General features: G+C 61.7%; 14 protein-coding genes. 3 read left to right on the top strand and 11 right to left on the bottom strand.

The window, feature by feature from the left end; all coding sequences use genetic code 11:
* Positions 1-6: 6 nt before the first annotated feature.
* From IB263_RS05555 to IB263_RS05545, 3 genes are all read right to left on the bottom strand, one after another.
* A complete protein-coding gene (locus IB263_RS05555; protein ID WP_113189662.1) occupies positions 7-2,316 on the bottom strand; it encodes a Tex family protein in 2,310 nt (769 codons plus the stop codon).
* A 140-nt stretch (positions 2,317-2,456) separates the two neighbouring features.
* Complete coding sequence (locus tag IB263_RS05550; RefSeq protein WP_112975740.1) at positions 2,457-3,764, bottom strand: cyclopropane-fatty-acyl-phospholipid synthase family protein; 1,308 nt, start codon at positions 3,762-3,764, stop codon at positions 2,457-2,459.
* A 316-nt stretch (positions 3,765-4,080) separates the two neighbouring features.
* A complete protein-coding gene (locus IB263_RS05545; RefSeq protein WP_034804100.1) occupies positions 4,081-5,079 on the bottom strand; it encodes a glutathione S-transferase family protein in 999 nt (332 codons plus the stop codon).
* A gap of 179 nt (positions 5,080-5,258) precedes the next feature.
* On the opposite strand from IB263_RS05545, the gene IB263_RS05540 reads away from it, so the two are divergent.
* Both IB263_RS05540 and arsC read left to right on the top strand, forming a co-directional pair.
* Complete coding sequence (locus IB263_RS05540) at positions 5,259-6,248, top strand: glycerophosphodiester phosphodiesterase family protein (protein WP_192437869.1); 990 nt, start codon at positions 5,259-5,261, stop codon at positions 6,246-6,248.
* 102 nt (positions 6,249-6,350) lie between these two features.
* On the top strand, positions 6,351-6,779 hold the full coding sequence (arsC, locus tag IB263_RS05535) for an arsenate reductase (glutaredoxin) (protein WP_113505700.1): 429 nt from the start codon (positions 6,351-6,353) through the stop codon (positions 6,777-6,779).
* A gap of 75 nt (positions 6,780-6,854) precedes the next feature.
* On the opposite strand, the gene era is transcribed toward arsC, so the two are convergent.
* From era to rpoZ, 8 genes are all read right to left on the bottom strand, one after another.
* Positions 6,855-7,784 carry a GTPase Era gene (era, locus tag IB263_RS05530; protein WP_034804323.1) on the bottom strand — a complete coding sequence of 310 codons (930 nt, stop codon included), beginning with the start codon at positions 7,782-7,784 and terminating at the stop codon, positions 6,855-6,857.
* A gap of 8 nt (positions 7,785-7,792) precedes the next feature.
* Positions 7,793-8,509, bottom strand: a complete 717-nt coding sequence (gene rnc / locus IB263_RS05525) for a ribonuclease III (protein ID WP_090294803.1) — start codon at positions 8,507-8,509, stop codon at positions 7,793-7,795.
* Positions 8,509-9,252, bottom strand: a complete 744-nt coding sequence (lepB, locus tag IB263_RS05520; protein WP_060522099.1) for a signal peptidase I — start codon at positions 9,250-9,252, stop codon at positions 8,509-8,511. The genes rnc and lepB overlap by 1 nt, the downstream gene beginning before the upstream one ends.
* Positions 9,253-9,412: 160 nt before the next feature.
* A complete protein-coding gene (gene acpS / locus IB263_RS05515; RefSeq protein ID WP_060580956.1) occupies positions 9,413-9,832 on the bottom strand; it encodes a holo-ACP synthase in 420 nt (139 codons plus the stop codon).
* A complete protein-coding gene (locus IB263_RS05510; protein ID WP_192437867.1) occupies positions 9,829-10,383 on the bottom strand; it encodes a DUF2062 domain-containing protein in 555 nt (184 codons plus the stop codon). Before IB263_RS05510 ends, acpS begins: the two co-directional genes overlap by 4 nt.
* A 187-nt stretch (positions 10,384-10,570) precedes the next feature.
* The gene (locus tag IB263_RS05505) at positions 10,571-10,720 is read right to left on the bottom strand and encodes a DUF3563 family protein (protein WP_112975742.1); all 150 of its coding nucleotides are present in this window, start codon (positions 10,718-10,720) and stop codon (positions 10,571-10,573) included.
* A gap of 165 nt (positions 10,721-10,885) precedes the next feature.
* Positions 10,886-13,120, bottom strand: coding sequence for a bifunctional (p)ppGpp synthetase/guanosine-3',5'-bis(diphosphate) 3'-pyrophosphohydrolase (locus tag IB263_RS05500; RefSeq protein ID WP_034804141.1), 2,235 nt, complete (start codon positions 13,118-13,120; stop codon positions 10,886-10,888).
* A gap of 213 nt (positions 13,121-13,333) precedes the next feature.
* Positions 13,334-13,741, bottom strand: a complete 408-nt coding sequence (rpoZ, locus tag IB263_RS05495) for a DNA-directed RNA polymerase subunit omega (protein WP_034804144.1) — start codon at positions 13,739-13,741, stop codon at positions 13,334-13,336.
* Between the two features lie 464 nt (positions 13,742-14,205).
* Between rpoZ and IB263_RS05490 the strand changes: the two genes are divergently transcribed.
* Complete coding sequence (locus IB263_RS05490) at positions 14,206-14,787, top strand: NYN domain-containing protein (protein WP_034804147.1); 582 nt, start codon at positions 14,206-14,208, stop codon at positions 14,785-14,787.
* The last annotated feature ends 33 nt before the right edge of the window (positions 14,788-14,820 follow it).

Here is a 14,820-nt window from a genome sequence, read left to right as displayed (position 1 = left end):
CCTGCCCTATTTGCGCTTCATCGCTTCCATCAGCGCCGCACCGAAGGCGCCCTGAGCCGGTTGCTGCGGCTTCTGCTGGCGCGGCACGGGACCACGATTGTTGTTGCCGCCCGCCGCGCCCGACCGCGGCTCGCGGCCCGTCTCGGCGCCACCATCCTTGCGCATGGTGAGGCCGATCCGCTTGCGCGGAACATCGACCTCCGTGACACGAACGGTCACCACATCGCCGGCCTTTACCACCTCATGCGGATCCTTGACGAAGCGATCCGCGAGCTGGGACACATGCACGAGGCCGTCCTGGTGCACGCCGATGTCGACGAAGGCGCCGAAGGCGGCGACATTGGTCACGGTGCCCTCGAGCTGCATGCCGACCTTCAGGTCCTTGATGTCGTCGATACCGTCGGCGAAGGTTGCGGTCTTGAAGCTCGGGCGCGGGTCGCGACCGGGCTTTTCCAGTTCCGCAAGGATGTCCTTGACCGTTGGCAAGCCGAAGCGCTCGTCGACGAAAACCTTCGGATCGAGGCTCTTCAGCGCGACGCTGTCGCCCATCAGCGCACGTACGTCGCGACCACAGGCAGCAACAATTTTCTTGGCGACACCATAGGCCTCCGGGTGGACCGAGGAGGCGTCGAGCGGCTCTTTGCCGTTGGGAATGCGCAGGAAGCCCGCGCACTGCTCGAAGGTGCGCGCGCCGAGCCGTGGCACGTTCAACAGTTCCTTGCGGCTCGCAAACGGGCCGGTCGCATCGCGATGAGCGACGATCGCCTCGGCGGAGGATTTTCCGAGGCCTGAAACGCGCGCCAGCAGCGGCGCAGAAGCCGTGTTGACGTCGACACCGACGGCATTCACCGCGTCTTCCACCACCGCATCCAGCGAACGGCTGAGCTTCGACTGGTCGACATCGTGCTGGTACTGGCCGACGCCGATTGACTTCGGCTCGATCTTCACGAGTTCAGCCAACGGATCCTGCAGGCGGCGGGCGATCGAGACCGCACCGCGCAGCGAAACGTCGAGGCCCGGGAATTCCAGGGCGGCGGTTTCGGAAGCCGAGTAAACCGAGGCGCCGGCTTCGGAAACGATGACCTTGGTCGGCTTCGGCGCCGGGAGCTGCGAGAGCATGTCGGCCACGAGCTTTTCGGTTTCGCGGCTGCCGGTGCCGTTGCCGATGGCGATCAGCTCCACCTTGTGCTTGCGAATGAGCGAAGCGAGTTCCGCCTGGGTGCCGCGGACATCGTTCTTCGGCGGAAACGGGTAGACGGTTGTGGTTTCGAGCAACTTGCCGGTGCCGTCGACGATGGCGACCTTGACGCCGGTGCGGATGCCCGGATCAAGCCCCATGGTCGCCCGCGATCCCGCAGGTGCGGCCAGCAGCAGATCCTTGAGGTTGCGGGCAAAGACGTGGATCGCCTCTTCCTCGGCGCGCTCACGCAGTTCGCGCATGAGATCGAGCGACAGCGACATGGAGAGCTTCACGCGCCAGGTCCAGCCGATCATCTCGGCAAGCCACTTGTCGCCCGGCAGGTGGCCACCGACATTGTAGGCGGCGGCGATCATGCGCTCGACCGGCTTGACCGGCGAGGTATCGTCCTGGTCGACGACGATATCGACGGACAGCACCTCTTCGTTCCAGCCGCGCAGCATGGCCAGGGCGCGATGGCCTGGCGTCGTCGCCCAGCGCTCGGAATGATCGAAGTAGTCGGAGAACTTGGCACCGGCCTCCTGCTTGCCGTCGACGACCTTGGCGCGCAGGAAGGCGGCCCCCTTCATGTGGTTGCGCAGGCGGCCGAGCAGATCGGCATTCTCCGTCATGCCTTCGGCGATGATATCGCGCGCACCATCGAGCGCCGTCTTCACATCGGCCACCTCTGCAGTCAGGAAGGCCGCGGCGCGGTCGGCAGGTGCTATGGAGCGATCAGCAAGGATCGCTTCTGCCAGAGGCCCGAGGCCACGCTCGCGGGCGATTTCCGCCTTGGTGCGGCGCTTTGGCTTATAGGGCAGATAGATGTCCTCGAGTTCGGCCTTGGTTTCGACGGCGGCGATCTTGGCTTCGAGTTCGGCGGTCAGCTTGTCCTGGCCGCGGATCGATTCGAGGATCGATGCACGGCGCGCCTCGAGTTCGCGCAGATAGGTCAGCCGTTCCGAAAGCATACGCAGCTGCGTATCGTCGAGCCCGCCCGTCACTTCCTTGCGGTAACGCGCGATGAACGGCACCGTGGCGCCCTCGTCGAGCAGCTCGACCGCCGCAACGACCTGCGAAGGTGTCGCCTTGATTTCGCTGGCGATGATGGCGGCGATGGGTTTTGCAGGGCTGGCCATATGGGAATTCCGTCTTTGCTGTTTGATCGGCGACCATAAAGGCGCAGACCTTGAAGGCCAAGTGAAGGCCTTCGGCAGAAAACCGGAACTCCACAGAAGATGGATCGACCGCCCCGCTTTCAGGCGGGACGGCCGATGGTTCAGCACGCCATGGCGGCAGGCTCGACATGCTCCTGCTCGGGCACGACGTCCCAGGTATTGACTGGCTCGAGCGGCGGCCGGCGCTTTTCGAACTCGATCAATTGCCGCTCCCTCTCCTCGATATAGCCGCGCGAGGCCGGGACGGCACCGAGAGACGGTGAGATCTGCAGCTGGAAGATGAAGTGCTTGTCGTAGAGGAAGGCCGTCTCAGACGCAGCCAGATAGAACTCCCACATGCGGAAGAACCGCTCGTCATAGAGCTTGATCGCCTCTTCGCGCCGGGCGACGAAACGCTCGCGCCAGGCTTTCAACGTCCAGGCATAGTGCATCGGCAGGATTTCGACATCCTTCACCAGCAGCCGCGTGCGCTCGACGGAAGGCAGGACCTCCGAAATCGCCGGGATATAGCCGCCGGGGAAGATGTACTTCTCGATCCACGGGTTGGTGGCCCAGGGCTTGTAGATCTGGCCGATCGAATGCAGCAGCATGACGCCGTCGGGCTTCAACAGCGCGTTCATCTTGTCGAAAAAGTTGCCGTAGTTGCCGATGCCGACATGCTCGAACATGCCGACCGAGACGATGCGGTCGAACTGCCGGCCCTGCAAAGTGCGGTAGTCCTGCAGTTCGAAGCGGACCCGATCGGAGAGCCCACGCCTGGCGGCACGATCACGCGAGACCTTCAGCTGCTCTTCGCTGAGCGTGATGCCGGTGACCTCAACGCCCGAGGATTCGGCCAGATACATGGCCATGCCGCCCCAGCCAGAGCCGACCTCCAGCACCTTCTGGCCCGGCTCCAGCAGGAGCTTTGCCGCGATATGCCGTTTTTTGGCGAGCTGCGCGGCATCGAGCGATATGCCCTGCGGTTGAAAATAGGCGCAGGAATATTGCCAGTCCTCGTCGAGAAACAGGTCGAAAAGCTTGCGATCAAGGTCGTAGTGATGGGCGACGTTGTGCCGGTTACGATTGACCGGGATTCGGCTCAGCAATTGCTGACGCAACACATGCCACAGGCCGGTCATCGTGTTGGTGGCATTGGCCGCGTTCTCGATGCCGTTTTCCTTGACGATCGAGAGCACATCAAAGATGTCGCCCTTCTCGATGACGACACGCCCGTCCATATACATTTCACCGAAACGAAGACCGGGATCACGAACGATCGCCGCCTCCGCATCCGCATCGATGATACGGATTGATGCCGGCTTTCCGCTGCCGTCACCCAGGATCACTTTTTCACCGGAAGAAAATACAACCGTCAGGTTACCGTTGCGCACCAGACGGCGAAGCAATGTCAACAATGCTGCATTCATATCCCACCCCTACCAGAGCTTCCGAACGTGTCCTGGTGCATGAGAGATGCGAAGGGTCGGCTCTTTCGGGGCTTCAGGAGTGGTTGCGCGGGGCGCATCGGGAACAGGCGCCAGCGCGTCCGGAAGCGGCGAGAACCGGCACGGGCGTAGCCTCACGGGTATCCGGCGGGCACATCGCCGCGAATTCGTCAGGCAGCCGCCATCGGGCTCCTATCCATCAGAACTCAAATTAAGGTAGGAAGCTTCGATCGATTGACAATGGGTTCTTTATGGCCCCTCATAAATTTGTTTCCTTAGCAAATGCTGCGAAACAAACCTAGATTTCAGCGACACCTAGACCCGGCAGACGCGCGCGGTCATGGGGCCGGTCGAAATCGAGCAGCGGGCCTGCCGGAACGATGCGCGTCGGGTTGATGTGGACGATGCCATAGTAGCCGCGCTTGATATGGTCGATGCGTACGCTCTCGCGGATGCCTGGCCACTGGTAGATCTCGCGGAGGTAATTCGACAGCGCCGGATAATCCTCGATCCGGCGGATGTTGCATTTGAACGCTCCGTGATAGGCCGCGTCGAAGCGAACGAGGGTGACGAAGAGGCGGATGTCGGCCTCGGTCAGGTGCTCGCCGGCGAGGTAACGATTGTCCGCAAGGTGGGCCTCCAGTTCGTCGAGCATGCCAAAGAGGCTTGCCACCGCCTCGTCATAGGCGCCCTGGGTCTTGGCGAAGCCGGAGCGATAGACGCCGTTGTTGACACGCTCGTAAATCGGGCCGTTCCAGCGGTCGATCTCGGCACGCAGCGCCTCGGGGTAGAAGTCGAGCCGGTTGCCGGTGAGCCCATCGAAGGCCGAGTTCAAGATGCGGATGATATCGGCGGACTCGTTGTTGACGATCCGCCCTTCGCGCATGTCCCAGAGCACGGGAACAGAGACCTTACCGGTGTAGGTCGGATCGCTCGCCACATAGAGTTCGTGATGGAAGCGGATCTTGCCGACGCGCGCGCCGGCATCGACCGGCTCGTCATAGACCCAGCCATCTTCGCCCAGTTCCGGATTGGAAACGGTCAAGCCGACAATGTCCTGCAAACCCTTGAGATTGCGGAAGGCGATCGTACGCGAGGCCCAAGGGCAGAGATAGGAAACGAACAGGCGGAAGCGCCCGGCCTCGGCTGGCAGGGCCTCCTGCCCTTCCGGGCCCGGCCTGCCATCGGGCGTGATCCAGCGGTGAAACCGCGTCGGCTCGCGATGGAACGCGCCGCCCTTCATCTCGCTCGCCGCAACGTCGCCCTTGACCCATTTTCCCTCGACGAGCTGCGGCATCTCTTTCTCCTGGATCGCAAGTCTGTGACGGCTACCTCTCACGGGGCCCGGACCACGGTCAACCGCGCGCGCGGGTGACACATTGTTCGCAATCCGCGACACGCACGCACGCGATACGTGCAAAACAACATCGTCGCGCCACAATGTCGGGCAATCCCGATTCCCAGAGGAGAATCAGGATGAAGAAAGCGCTTGCCATTTTCGTGCTGTTTGTCGCGGTCGTGTGGTTGATGAACACATCGTTGTTCGTCGCGCCGCCGGCGGGCATCGCAAAACTGCTTGCCCACCGGGGCATGCATCAAACCTATCCGAAGGACAACGTCGGCAGGGACACGTGTACGGCAACGATCATCAGGACGCCGGAGCATCCCTATCTCGAAAACACGATCGCCTCGATGCAGGCCGCCTTTGACGCCGGCGCAGATGTCGTCGAACTCGACGTGCATCTGACGCCCGACAGACAGTTCGCCGTCTTCCACGACTGGACGCTCGATTGCCGGACCGAGGCCAAGGGCGTGACCGAGGAAACGCCGATGACGGCGCTGAAGTCTCTCGACATCGGCTATGGCTACACGGCCGACGGCGGCAAGACCTTCCCGTTCCGCGGCAAGGGCGTCGGCCAGATGCCGACGCTCGAGGAGGTGCTGGCCGCCCTGCCCGACCGCAAGTTCCTGATCAACTTCAAGAGCCGGCGCGCCAAGGAAGGCGCTGAACTCGCAACGCGTATCGACGCGCAACCGCAATGGCGGGAGGCCGTGTTCGGCGTCTATGGCGGCGAGGAGCCGACCCGCGAGACGCTGAAACGCCTGCAAGGGATGCGAGGCTACGACCGGACGTCGACGATGGCGTGCCTGACCCGTTATCTCGGCTACGGCTGGAGCGGCCTGATGCCGGACGCGTGCAAGAACACGTTTGTGATCGTGCCCGGCAATTATGCGCCGCTTCTCTGGGGCTGGCCCGACCGTTTCGCTGCACGGATGAAGGCGGCCGGAAGCGAGATCATCCTGCTCGGTCCGTATGGCGGCGGCGATTTCACCACCGGCATCGACACGATGCAGGATCTGGAAATGGTACCGCCAGGGTTCTCCGGCTACATCTGGACCAACCGGATCGAGATGATCGGCCCGGCGCTCGCAAAGCGGCAGGTCGCTGACGCCGGCACGAACTGACACGGGCGGCCGACTTGCCTGCGGCAAGCTTCGACCCTATGGCTTTGAGCAACTGTCGAAGCTGGCCGCAACGGCGGTCTCAACACCGCGGAAGGCAAGCGCATGAACGTCACGATCTACCACAACCCCGCCTGCGGCACCTCGCGCAACACGCTGGCGATGATCCGCAACGCCGGTATCGAGCCGACGGTGGTCGAGTATCTGCAGGCGCCGCCGTCGCGGCAGGCGCTGGAAAAGATGATTGCCGATGCCGGCCTGACGGTGCGGGACGCACTCCGGGAGAAAGGCACGCCCTATGCGGAACTCGGGCTTGGCGAGCCCACGGTCAGCGACGAACGGCTGGTCGACGCAATGATGGCCCACCCGATCCTCATCAACCGCCCCTTCGTGGTGACGCCGATCGGAACGCGGCTCTGCCGTCCATCCGAACGGGTGCTCGACATCCTGCCGGACACGCACAAGGGCCCGTTCTCGAAGGAGGACGGCGAACCAGTTCTCGATGCAAAAGGAAAGCTGATAGCGGGCGCCTGAGGCCGCCTGCGTTTGATACGGCACCCGCTTCAACGGGTGCCGTAAAACATCACACCAAACGGTGTGCGTGCGGCCTTATCGCGGAAATTCCAGACCCATTTCGCGGAAGCGCTCGGGGTCGTCGCCCCAGTTTTCGCGTACCTTGACGAACAGGAACAGGTGCACCGGCTGCTCAAGGATCTCGGAGATCTCCTTGCGCGATGCGGTCGAGATCGCCTTGATCGCATCGCCGCCCTTGCCAAGCGCGATCTTCTTCTGGCTCTCGCGCTCGACATAGATCACCTGCTCGATGCGCACCGAGCCGTCCTTGCGCTCTTCCCACTTCTCGGTTTCGACATGCGAGGCATAGGGAAGTTCCTGGTGCAGCCGCAGGAAGAGCTTTTCGCGGGTGATTTCAGCGGCAAGCTGGCGCATCGGCAGATCGGAGATCTGGTCTTCCGGATAGTACCAGGGACCTTCCGGCAACGTCTCGGCCAGGTAATCCATCAAATCCGTACAGCCCGAGCCGTTCAGCGCCGAGATCATGAAGGTGCGCTCGAACTTGATCGTCTCGTTGGCGGCAGCCGCCAGCTTCAAGAGGTCTTCGGGACGCACCTGGTCGATCTTGTTCAGCACCAGGATCTTCGGCTGGTGCACTTCCTTCAGCCCCTCGAGGATCGCTTCCGCATCGCCCTTCAGGCCGCGTTCGCTGTCGATCAGGAACATGATCACGTCCGCATCCTTGGCGCCGCCCCAGGCGGTCGTGACCATGGCGCGGTCGAGCCGGCGGCGCGGCTTGAAGATGCCGGGCGTGTCCATGAAAACGATCTGGGCGTTGTCATGAATGGCAATGCCACGCACGATCGCGCGCGTCGTCTGCACCTTGTGGCTGACGATCGAAACCTTGGCACCGACGAGGCGGTTGACCAGGGTCGACTTGCCTGCGTTGGTCGCTCCGATCATCGCCACGAAGCCCGAGTGGGTCGGCGCGCCTTCGGCGGCCGTATCTTTTTCCATGTCCGTCATGTTTTCCGTCAATTTCCGGCGGAACTCTTCCGCCACACGCCTTCGCGTTCCAACAATTTCGTCGCGGCCACCTGCTCGGCTCCGCGCTTGGATCTGTCCGTTCCGGTCTCCGGCGCGACACCCGTAACTTCGACGGTTACCGTGAAGCGGGGGTCGTGGTCGGGGCCGGAGCGCTCATCCGTCCGGTAGGCCGGCGCGATGCCGAACTTGGCATGCGCCCATTCCTGCAATTCGGTCTTTGCATCGCGGCGCGCCCCATCGGCACGCACCGCGCGATCTTTCCAATGGCGCAGCACGAAGCCGCGGGCAGCTTCGAGACCGCCGTCGAGATAGATGGCGGCGATCAGCGACTCTACCACATCCGCCCGCACATTCATCATCGCCTTGCCGGTTATCTTCTTGACGTCCGAGCCTGTGCGGATGAATTGGTGCAGCTCCAGGTCGTCGGCGACCTTGGCGCAGCTTTCGGCGCTGACGAGCTGGTTCAGCCGGACCGAAAGCTCGCCCTCATTGGCATCGCGAAAGGTCTGGAACAGAAGCTCCGCCACGCAAAGCCCGAGCACCCGGTCACCCAGGAATTCGAGGCGCTGATAGTTGGAACCCTTGGCGCTTCGCGCGCTGGAATGGGTGAGCGCCCGATCAAGGCGCTCCTTCTCCGTGAACTGATAACCGATCACGGCCTCAAGCTTTACCCGATCCTCCGCGCCCAGCGACCGCGACTTCATCATTCGACCGCCTTGAACAGACGGTCGTAGCGCAGGTTCGTCGGCCACTTCCACACTTCGCGGAACGAGGTGTCGTGACCGAGTGAGAAGAAGATCATGCTGGCGCGGCCGACGAGGTTTTCGGCAGGCACGAAGCCGACGTCGAAGCGGCTGTCAGCCGAGTTATCGCGGTTGTCGCCCATCATGAAGTAATGGCCGGCGGGCACGATGAATTCGCGGGTATTGTCGCCGCGCGCATCCGGGAACTGGTCAAGCGTGTCATAGGAGACGCCATTGTCCATCGTTTCGCGGAAAACCGGAACGTCGCCGCCGGTGTCGTACTGGTCGTCGGCGCGGAAGCCGCCATCCGGCGTGCGCTCGACCGGCTTGTCGTTGATGTAGAGGATGCTGTTGCGCACCTGGATGCGGTCGCCCGGCAGGCCGACGAGGCGCTTGATGTAGTCGATATCCGGGTTCGGCGGGAAGCGGAAGACGACGATATCGCCGCGCTTCGGCTCACTTGCGAAGATGCGGCCGGAGAACAGATCGGGCGAAAGCGGCAGCGAGTACTTGGAGAAGCCGTAGGCGAACTTGTTGACGAAGATGTAGTCGCCAACCAGCAGCGTCGGCATCATCGAGCCGGACGGAATGGTGAAGGGCTGAAAGAGAACCGTACGGATGACCAAGGCCAGGAGCAATGCCTGGATGACGACCTTCACGTTCTCCCAGAGGCCGCTCTGCTTCGCTTCTGTCTTTTCTGCCACGCTACTGTGTTCCTTTATCATCGCAACGCCCGCGCGGGGCCTGCTCTCAACTTTTGTCCGTACTCTCGGTCCGGCTTTGGACTGCGCGCAATCCCGGTCTCATATGCTGCAAACCGCCGCCCCTTCAATCGGTCAGGGCCGGTTTTTCCAGCGGAATGCTCTAAACCGTTCCCTCAATCGGGGCAACGGGCAGCGCCTCGATAATCACGAAGGCCTGGGCCAGTGGGAAATCATCGGTAATCGTCAGATGAATGGCGGCGCGATGATGCGGCGGCAACATCTGCTCCAGACGCGCGGCGGCACCGCCGGTCAGGTTCATTGTCGGCTTGCCGCCCGGCAAATTGATGACGCCCATGTCCTTCCAGAAGACGCCCTGCGCGAGGCCTGTACCGAGCGCCTTGGAACAGGCTTCCTTGGCGGCGAAGCGCTTGGCGTAGGATGCCGCGCGGTTCTTCCGCCCTTCGGACTTGGTGATCTCGATTTCGGTGAAACAGCGCTGAACGAAGCGCTCGCCGAAGCGGGAAAGCGAGTTTTCGATCCGCCTGATATCGATCAGATCGCTGCCTATGCCTATGATCATGAAGAGGATCCGAGCTCTTTGGTGCGTGCCCCGCGGCGCTTTTGGAAGAGCCGGGCCGCCTGGTAGGCCGCAATATAGGAAAGGACGGCGCCGCCTGCCGCGAGCGGCAATGAGCCGACCAGCATCGGCTTGAACACCGGACCCCAAAGGGCCGGAAGGTCGAGGTGCTCGACCATGCGCATGACGTCGGCCGAGCTCGCAGCGTGTGCGCTCTCGACGCCGAGGATTGCCGTCCCGAGTTCGTAGGACGCCGTCAGGATCATCGGGATCGTGACGGGATTGGCGAGCGCGGTCGTGATCGCCGCCGCCACGAGATTGCCCGAGAACAGGAAAGCGAGCGCAACCGCTATAAGGATGTGCAGACCGAAAAATGGCGTGAAGGACGAAGCGGCACCCGCCGCCACGCCGACGGCAATCGAATGCGGTGTCGATGAAAGGCGCAACACACGCAGCGTCACATAACGCAGGCCGCGTGCAAAACCCTTGCGCGGCCAAACGATGGACCGCAGCCTTTCGGAAATCGTAACCGGTTTTCTGCGCCTGAATAACATATGCCGTCATGACCGCGTCTTGAAGCCGTCAGCCGGCACAAGACCGCGCGTCCGCCTGTTTTCTGGCCGCAAGATAGGCGTCCTGCCTGTCGCTTGCAACCCGCACAGGCGCCGCGCGCATGTCGCAGGCGAGCCATCCACCGAACGCATGGCTCGGCATCCCGCCAGAAGACGGGACGCAGCGGGCTTAGTAGTTACGGAACAGGCCGCGATCGATCTGGCGCTGGCGGTACTCGAGGTCGATACGGTCGACCGAGTTATTGAGATAGGCGAGCTCGCGCTCTTCCTGAGTGGGGACGCGCAGAGCGCGGGTGATCTTCTTCAACTGATTAAACATGGCAAACCTCTTTGTTTACCTCCCGACCGAGAAGATAGTTTAGAGGTCCCTGTTCCACCAGACACAGGAAATAGCGGCAGCCATGCGCTGATGGCATGGCTTGCCATTTCGCCCCGCGCAGGCTGCCTGTTTTGCAGGCATTTGCGCAAGGCGCGGCCAGTCGGCTCATTCGAACAGGCGCTTCACCATGGACACGCTCGGCAATTCCTTGAGCTGCGTGATCAGGTGGTTGAGCTGGCGCAGGTCCCAGACTTCGAGGTCGAACTGCAGTTCGCTGAAGTCCGCAGCCACGCGCCCCATCGACAAAGTCCGGATGTTGACGTCGCTGGTGGCGATCGCCTGGGCCACCTCGGCCAGCGTCCCCGGCTCGTTCAGGGCGCTGATCGCGATGCGGGCGATGAAGCGGCTGCTGTTGGCCTCGTCCAGATCCCAGCGCACGTCGATCCAGCGCTCCGGCTCGTCATCGAACTTCTGCAGGATCGGCGACTGGATCGGGTAGATGGTGATCCCCTTGTCCTTCTCCATGATGCCGACGATGCGGTCGCCCGGGATGGCCCCGGCCGGGCTGAAATGAACCTCGGCATTGCCCGAGAGACCGCGGATCGGCAGGGCCTCCGGCCCCTCGACCTGGGCGACACCGTTGGCATCCTTGCCGCGGCCCGGCAACTTGAACACCATGCCGGCGGCACTGCGCATGTTGAACCAGCCGTCGTCGGCACTGGGCTTCACCGTGACCCGCTCGTCCTGATGATCCGGGAAGACCGCACGCAGCACGTCGAGCGAGGAAAGCTCGCCACGGCCGACGGAGGCGATGGCGTCCTCGACTTCCTTCTGACCGAGCCGATGCAGCGCCGGCTTCAGCGCCTCGCGCGAAAAGCTCTTGCCGGCGCGCTCGAAGGTGCGCTCAAGAATGCGATAGCCGAGGCCGGCATATTGCTTGCGGATGGCCGCACGCGTCGCGCGGCGGATCGCCGAGCGGGCCTTGCCGGTAACGACGATTTCTTCCCAGGCCGGCGGCGGCACCTGGATGCCCGAGCGGATGATCTCCACTTCGTCGCCATTATTGAGGCGGGTGACCAGCGGCATGATACGGCCGTTGATCTTGGCGCCGACGCAGGTGTCACCAATATTTGTGTGAACGGCATAGGCAAAGTCGATTGGCGTCGCGCCGCGCGGCAGTGCGATCAACTGGCCCTTGGGCGTGAAGCAGAATACCTGATCCTGGAAAAGTTCGAGCTTGGTGTGCTCCAGGAACTCTTCCGGGTTGTCGCCTTCCGCGAGCGATTCGATCGTGCGCCGGAGCCAGGAATAGGCGTTCGACGTCGGCGACAGGGCCGCATCTGCCGACGCACCCTCCTTGCCCTCCCTGTCCTTGTAGAGCGAGTGCGCCGCGATACCGTATTCGGCGATGTCGTTCATGCGTCGGGTGCGGATCTGTAGCTCGATGCGCTGGCGGGACGGGCCGACGATGGTGGTGTGGATCGACTGGTAGTCGTTCTGCTTCGGTGTCGAGATGTAATCCTTGAAGCGGCCCGGGACGACGCGCCAGCGCGTATGGACGATGCCGAGCGCCCGGTAGCAGGACGGGATATCGTCGACGATGATGCGGAAGCCCCAGACGTCGGACAGCTGCTCGAAGGACAGCGACTTCGACTGCATCTTGCGGAAGACCGAATAGGGCTTCTTCTGCCGACCCTTCACCTGCGCCGCCTTCAGGCCCTCGGCCTGAAGCAGCTCGCGAAGCTCGTCCTCGATCTTCTTGATCAGGCCCTCGTTGCGCTCGGACAATTCTTCCAGCCGCCGGGTGACCGTTTCGAAGGCCTCGGGATTGATATGGCGGAACGAGAGGTTTTCAAGCTCCTCACGCATGTCTTGCATACCCATGCGGCCGGCGAGCGGCGCGTAGATATCCATGGTCTCTTCGGAGATGCGGGCGCGCTTTTCCGCCGACATGTGGTCGAGCGTGCGCATGTTGTGCAGCCGGTCGGCGAGCTTCACGAGCAAAACCCGCACATCGTCCGAAATGGCGAGCAGCAGCTTGCGCAGGTTCTCCGCCTGCTTGGCCTTCTTGGTGACGAGATCGAGCTTCTTGATCTTCGTCAGTCCTTCGACGAGCGCGCCGATATCCTCGCCGAAGAGATCGTCGATTTCCTGCCGTGTGGCCGTCGTGTCCTCGATCGTGTCGTGCAGAAGAGCAACGGCGATGGTCGACTCGTCGAGACGCATCTCGGTCAGGATCGCCGCCACCTCCAGAGGATGGGATATGTAGGGATCGCCGCTTGCCCGCTTCTGCTGGCCATGCTTCTGCATCGCATAGACGTAAGCCTTGTTGAGCAAGGCTTCATTGACGTCGGGCTTGTACTTCTGCACGCGCTCAACGAGCTCGTATTGGCGCATCATTCGCTGGCGATCCTCTAGATCATGATGATTTCAAGTCCCATCGACCTAAAATCATAAACGTGATCGTTCTCCTAATTTAGAGCGGGATGCGGGCGGAAAACCGCAAACAGTTTCCTTTTCTCGCTCTAGAAGAAATCAATAAAAAAGTGCGCCAATCATACGAGTGGCGCACTGCTTTGAAAACACGTGGGAACGGACGTTCCGCGACGGATCTCAGTAGTCGTCGCTCTTTTCCGGCGGCACCAGACCTTCGATACCGGCAAGCAGCTCTTCTTCCGACATGCGGTCGAAGGTGATGGCTTCCGGCTGATCTTCGTCTTCGGCGACTTCGGTAAACGTCGTCTCGGCATCGGTCTGAAGCAGCGAAGCCGGATCGGGCTCGGGCTCGTCCACTTCGACATGCTTCTGCAGCGAGTGGATCAGGTCTTCCTTGAGGTCGCCGGGAGACAGGGTCTCGTCTGCAATCTCGCGGAGCGCGACGACGGGGTTTTTGTCGTTGTCGCGATCGATGGTGATGGCGGCGCCCTGAGAAATCAGGCGCGCGCGGTGGCTGGCAAGCAGAACGAGTTCGAAACGGTTATCGACCTTGTCGATGCAATCTTCGACGGTGACGCGGGCCATTGCCTGTCCTTTTGGGCTCGAAGCGCGGCGGCATCGCCGCTGCACGGATTGACAACACGAAACCGGAGCAGTCGCCTGACGGCGCCTCATCGGGTCCGATTTCTGGAATTAAGCGCCCGGATACAATCAAAACAAGGCAAGTTCAAGTTTTTCCTTCAAGGGACGCTCACGTAACGTCACACTTCGTGATAAAATGCGATGCGAATGAGTTGGAGACGTCGCTCACACATTACGGTTGTATTTTCTGGCCATAAATAAAGCCCCTGATGGAAAAAGCGACCCAGAGATGTGGACGATCTATAGCAACTGCTAAAACTAGCTATATTCGCGAGCGCGCGGCTGGAATAATGCAATACATAAGCTACATTATTTGCCATATCAGCAATTATTAATGTAATCGACTTACTTTTGCGCACCCGCCGGCAGGCGGCCTTTGATGCGCCGCGATTGAAAAAGGAAAGACGATGTTCGACCCCCGCGAAAAAATCGCACTCTTTATCGACGGCGCGAATCTTTATGCGGCATCGAAAAGCCTCGGCTTCGACATCGACTATCGTAAGCTCCTGAAAGCATTCCAGAAGCGCGGCTATCTGCTGCGCGCCTACTACTACACGGCCCTCATCGAGGATCAGGAATACTCTTCAATCCGCCCGCTCATCGATTGGCTAGACTATAACGGTTACAAGGTCGTGACGAAGCCGGCCAAGGAATTCACCGACTCGCTCGGCCGCCGCAAGATCAAGGGCAATATGGATATCGAACTGGCGATCGATGCCATGGAACAGTCCGAAACCGTCGATCACCTCGTCATCTTCTCCGGCGATGGCGATTTCACCACGCTGGTTGAAGCCCTGCAGCGCAGGGGGCGCAAGGTTTCTGTCGTTTCGACCATGTCGACGCAGCCGCCCATGATTGCCGACGACCTGCGCCGCCAGGCCGACCACTTTATCGATCTTGCGACGCTGCGTGCCGAAATCGGCCGCGAACCGTCCGAACGTACCCCGCGACACAACACCGAGCCGGTGGCCGATCCGGTCGAGATCTGAGGCGTTCATTCGAACGCAAGGCGCGTGATCGCG

It is taken from the genome of Ensifer sp. ENS03, assembly GCF_014852035.1.
Lineage (GTDB): Bacteria > Pseudomonadota > Alphaproteobacteria > Rhizobiales > Rhizobiaceae > Ensifer > Ensifer adhaerens.
This window is presented reverse-complemented; position numbering and strand designations above follow the sequence as displayed.

What these genes read in the sequence shown, in the direction of transcription:
- arsC (WP_113505700.1), top strand. Translation starts at nt 6,351, where the DNA reads ATGAACGTCACGATCTACCACAACCCCGCCTGCGGCACCTCGCGCAAC.
- era (WP_034804323.1), bottom strand. Translation starts at nt 7,784, where the DNA reads ATGACGGACATGGAAAAAGATACGGCCGCCGAAGGCGCGCCGACCCAC.
- IB263_RS05500 (WP_034804141.1), bottom strand. Translation starts at nt 13,120, where the DNA reads ATGATGCGCCAATACGAGCTCGTTGAGCGCGTGCAGAAGTACAAGCCC.
- rpoZ (WP_034804144.1), bottom strand. Translation starts at nt 13,741, where the DNA reads ATGGCCCGCGTCACCGTCGAAGATTGCATCGACAAGGTCGATAACCGT.
- IB263_RS05550 (WP_112975740.1), bottom strand. Translation starts at nt 3,764, where the DNA reads ATGAATGCAGCATTGTTGACATTGCTTCGCCGTCTGGTGCGCAACGGT.
- IB263_RS05490 (WP_034804147.1), top strand. Translation starts at nt 14,206, where the DNA reads ATGTTCGACCCCCGCGAAAAAATCGCACTCTTTATCGACGGCGCGAAT.
- IB263_RS05510 (WP_192437867.1), bottom strand. Translation starts at nt 10,383, where the DNA reads ATGTTATTCAGGCGCAGAAAACCGGTTACGATTTCCGAAAGGCTGCGG.
- IB263_RS05545 (WP_034804100.1), bottom strand. Translation starts at nt 5,079, where the DNA reads ATGCCGCAGCTCGTCGAGGGAAAATGGGTCAAGGGCGACGTTGCGGCG.
- IB263_RS05540 (WP_192437869.1), top strand. Translation starts at nt 5,259, where the DNA reads ATGAAGAAAGCGCTTGCCATTTTCGTGCTGTTTGTCGCGGTCGTGTGG.
- IB263_RS05505 (WP_112975742.1), bottom strand. Translation starts at nt 10,720, where the DNA reads ATGTTTAATCAGTTGAAGAAGATCACCCGCGCTCTGCGCGTCCCCACT.
- acpS (WP_060580956.1), bottom strand. Translation starts at nt 9,832, where the DNA reads ATGATCATAGGCATAGGCAGCGATCTGATCGATATCAGGCGGATCGAA.
- rnc (WP_090294803.1), bottom strand. Translation starts at nt 8,509, where the DNA reads ATGAAGTCGCGGTCGCTGGGCGCGGAGGATCGGGTAAAGCTTGAGGCC.
- IB263_RS05555 (WP_113189662.1), bottom strand. Translation starts at nt 2,316, where the DNA reads ATGGCCAGCCCTGCAAAACCCATCGCCGCCATCATCGCCAGCGAAATC.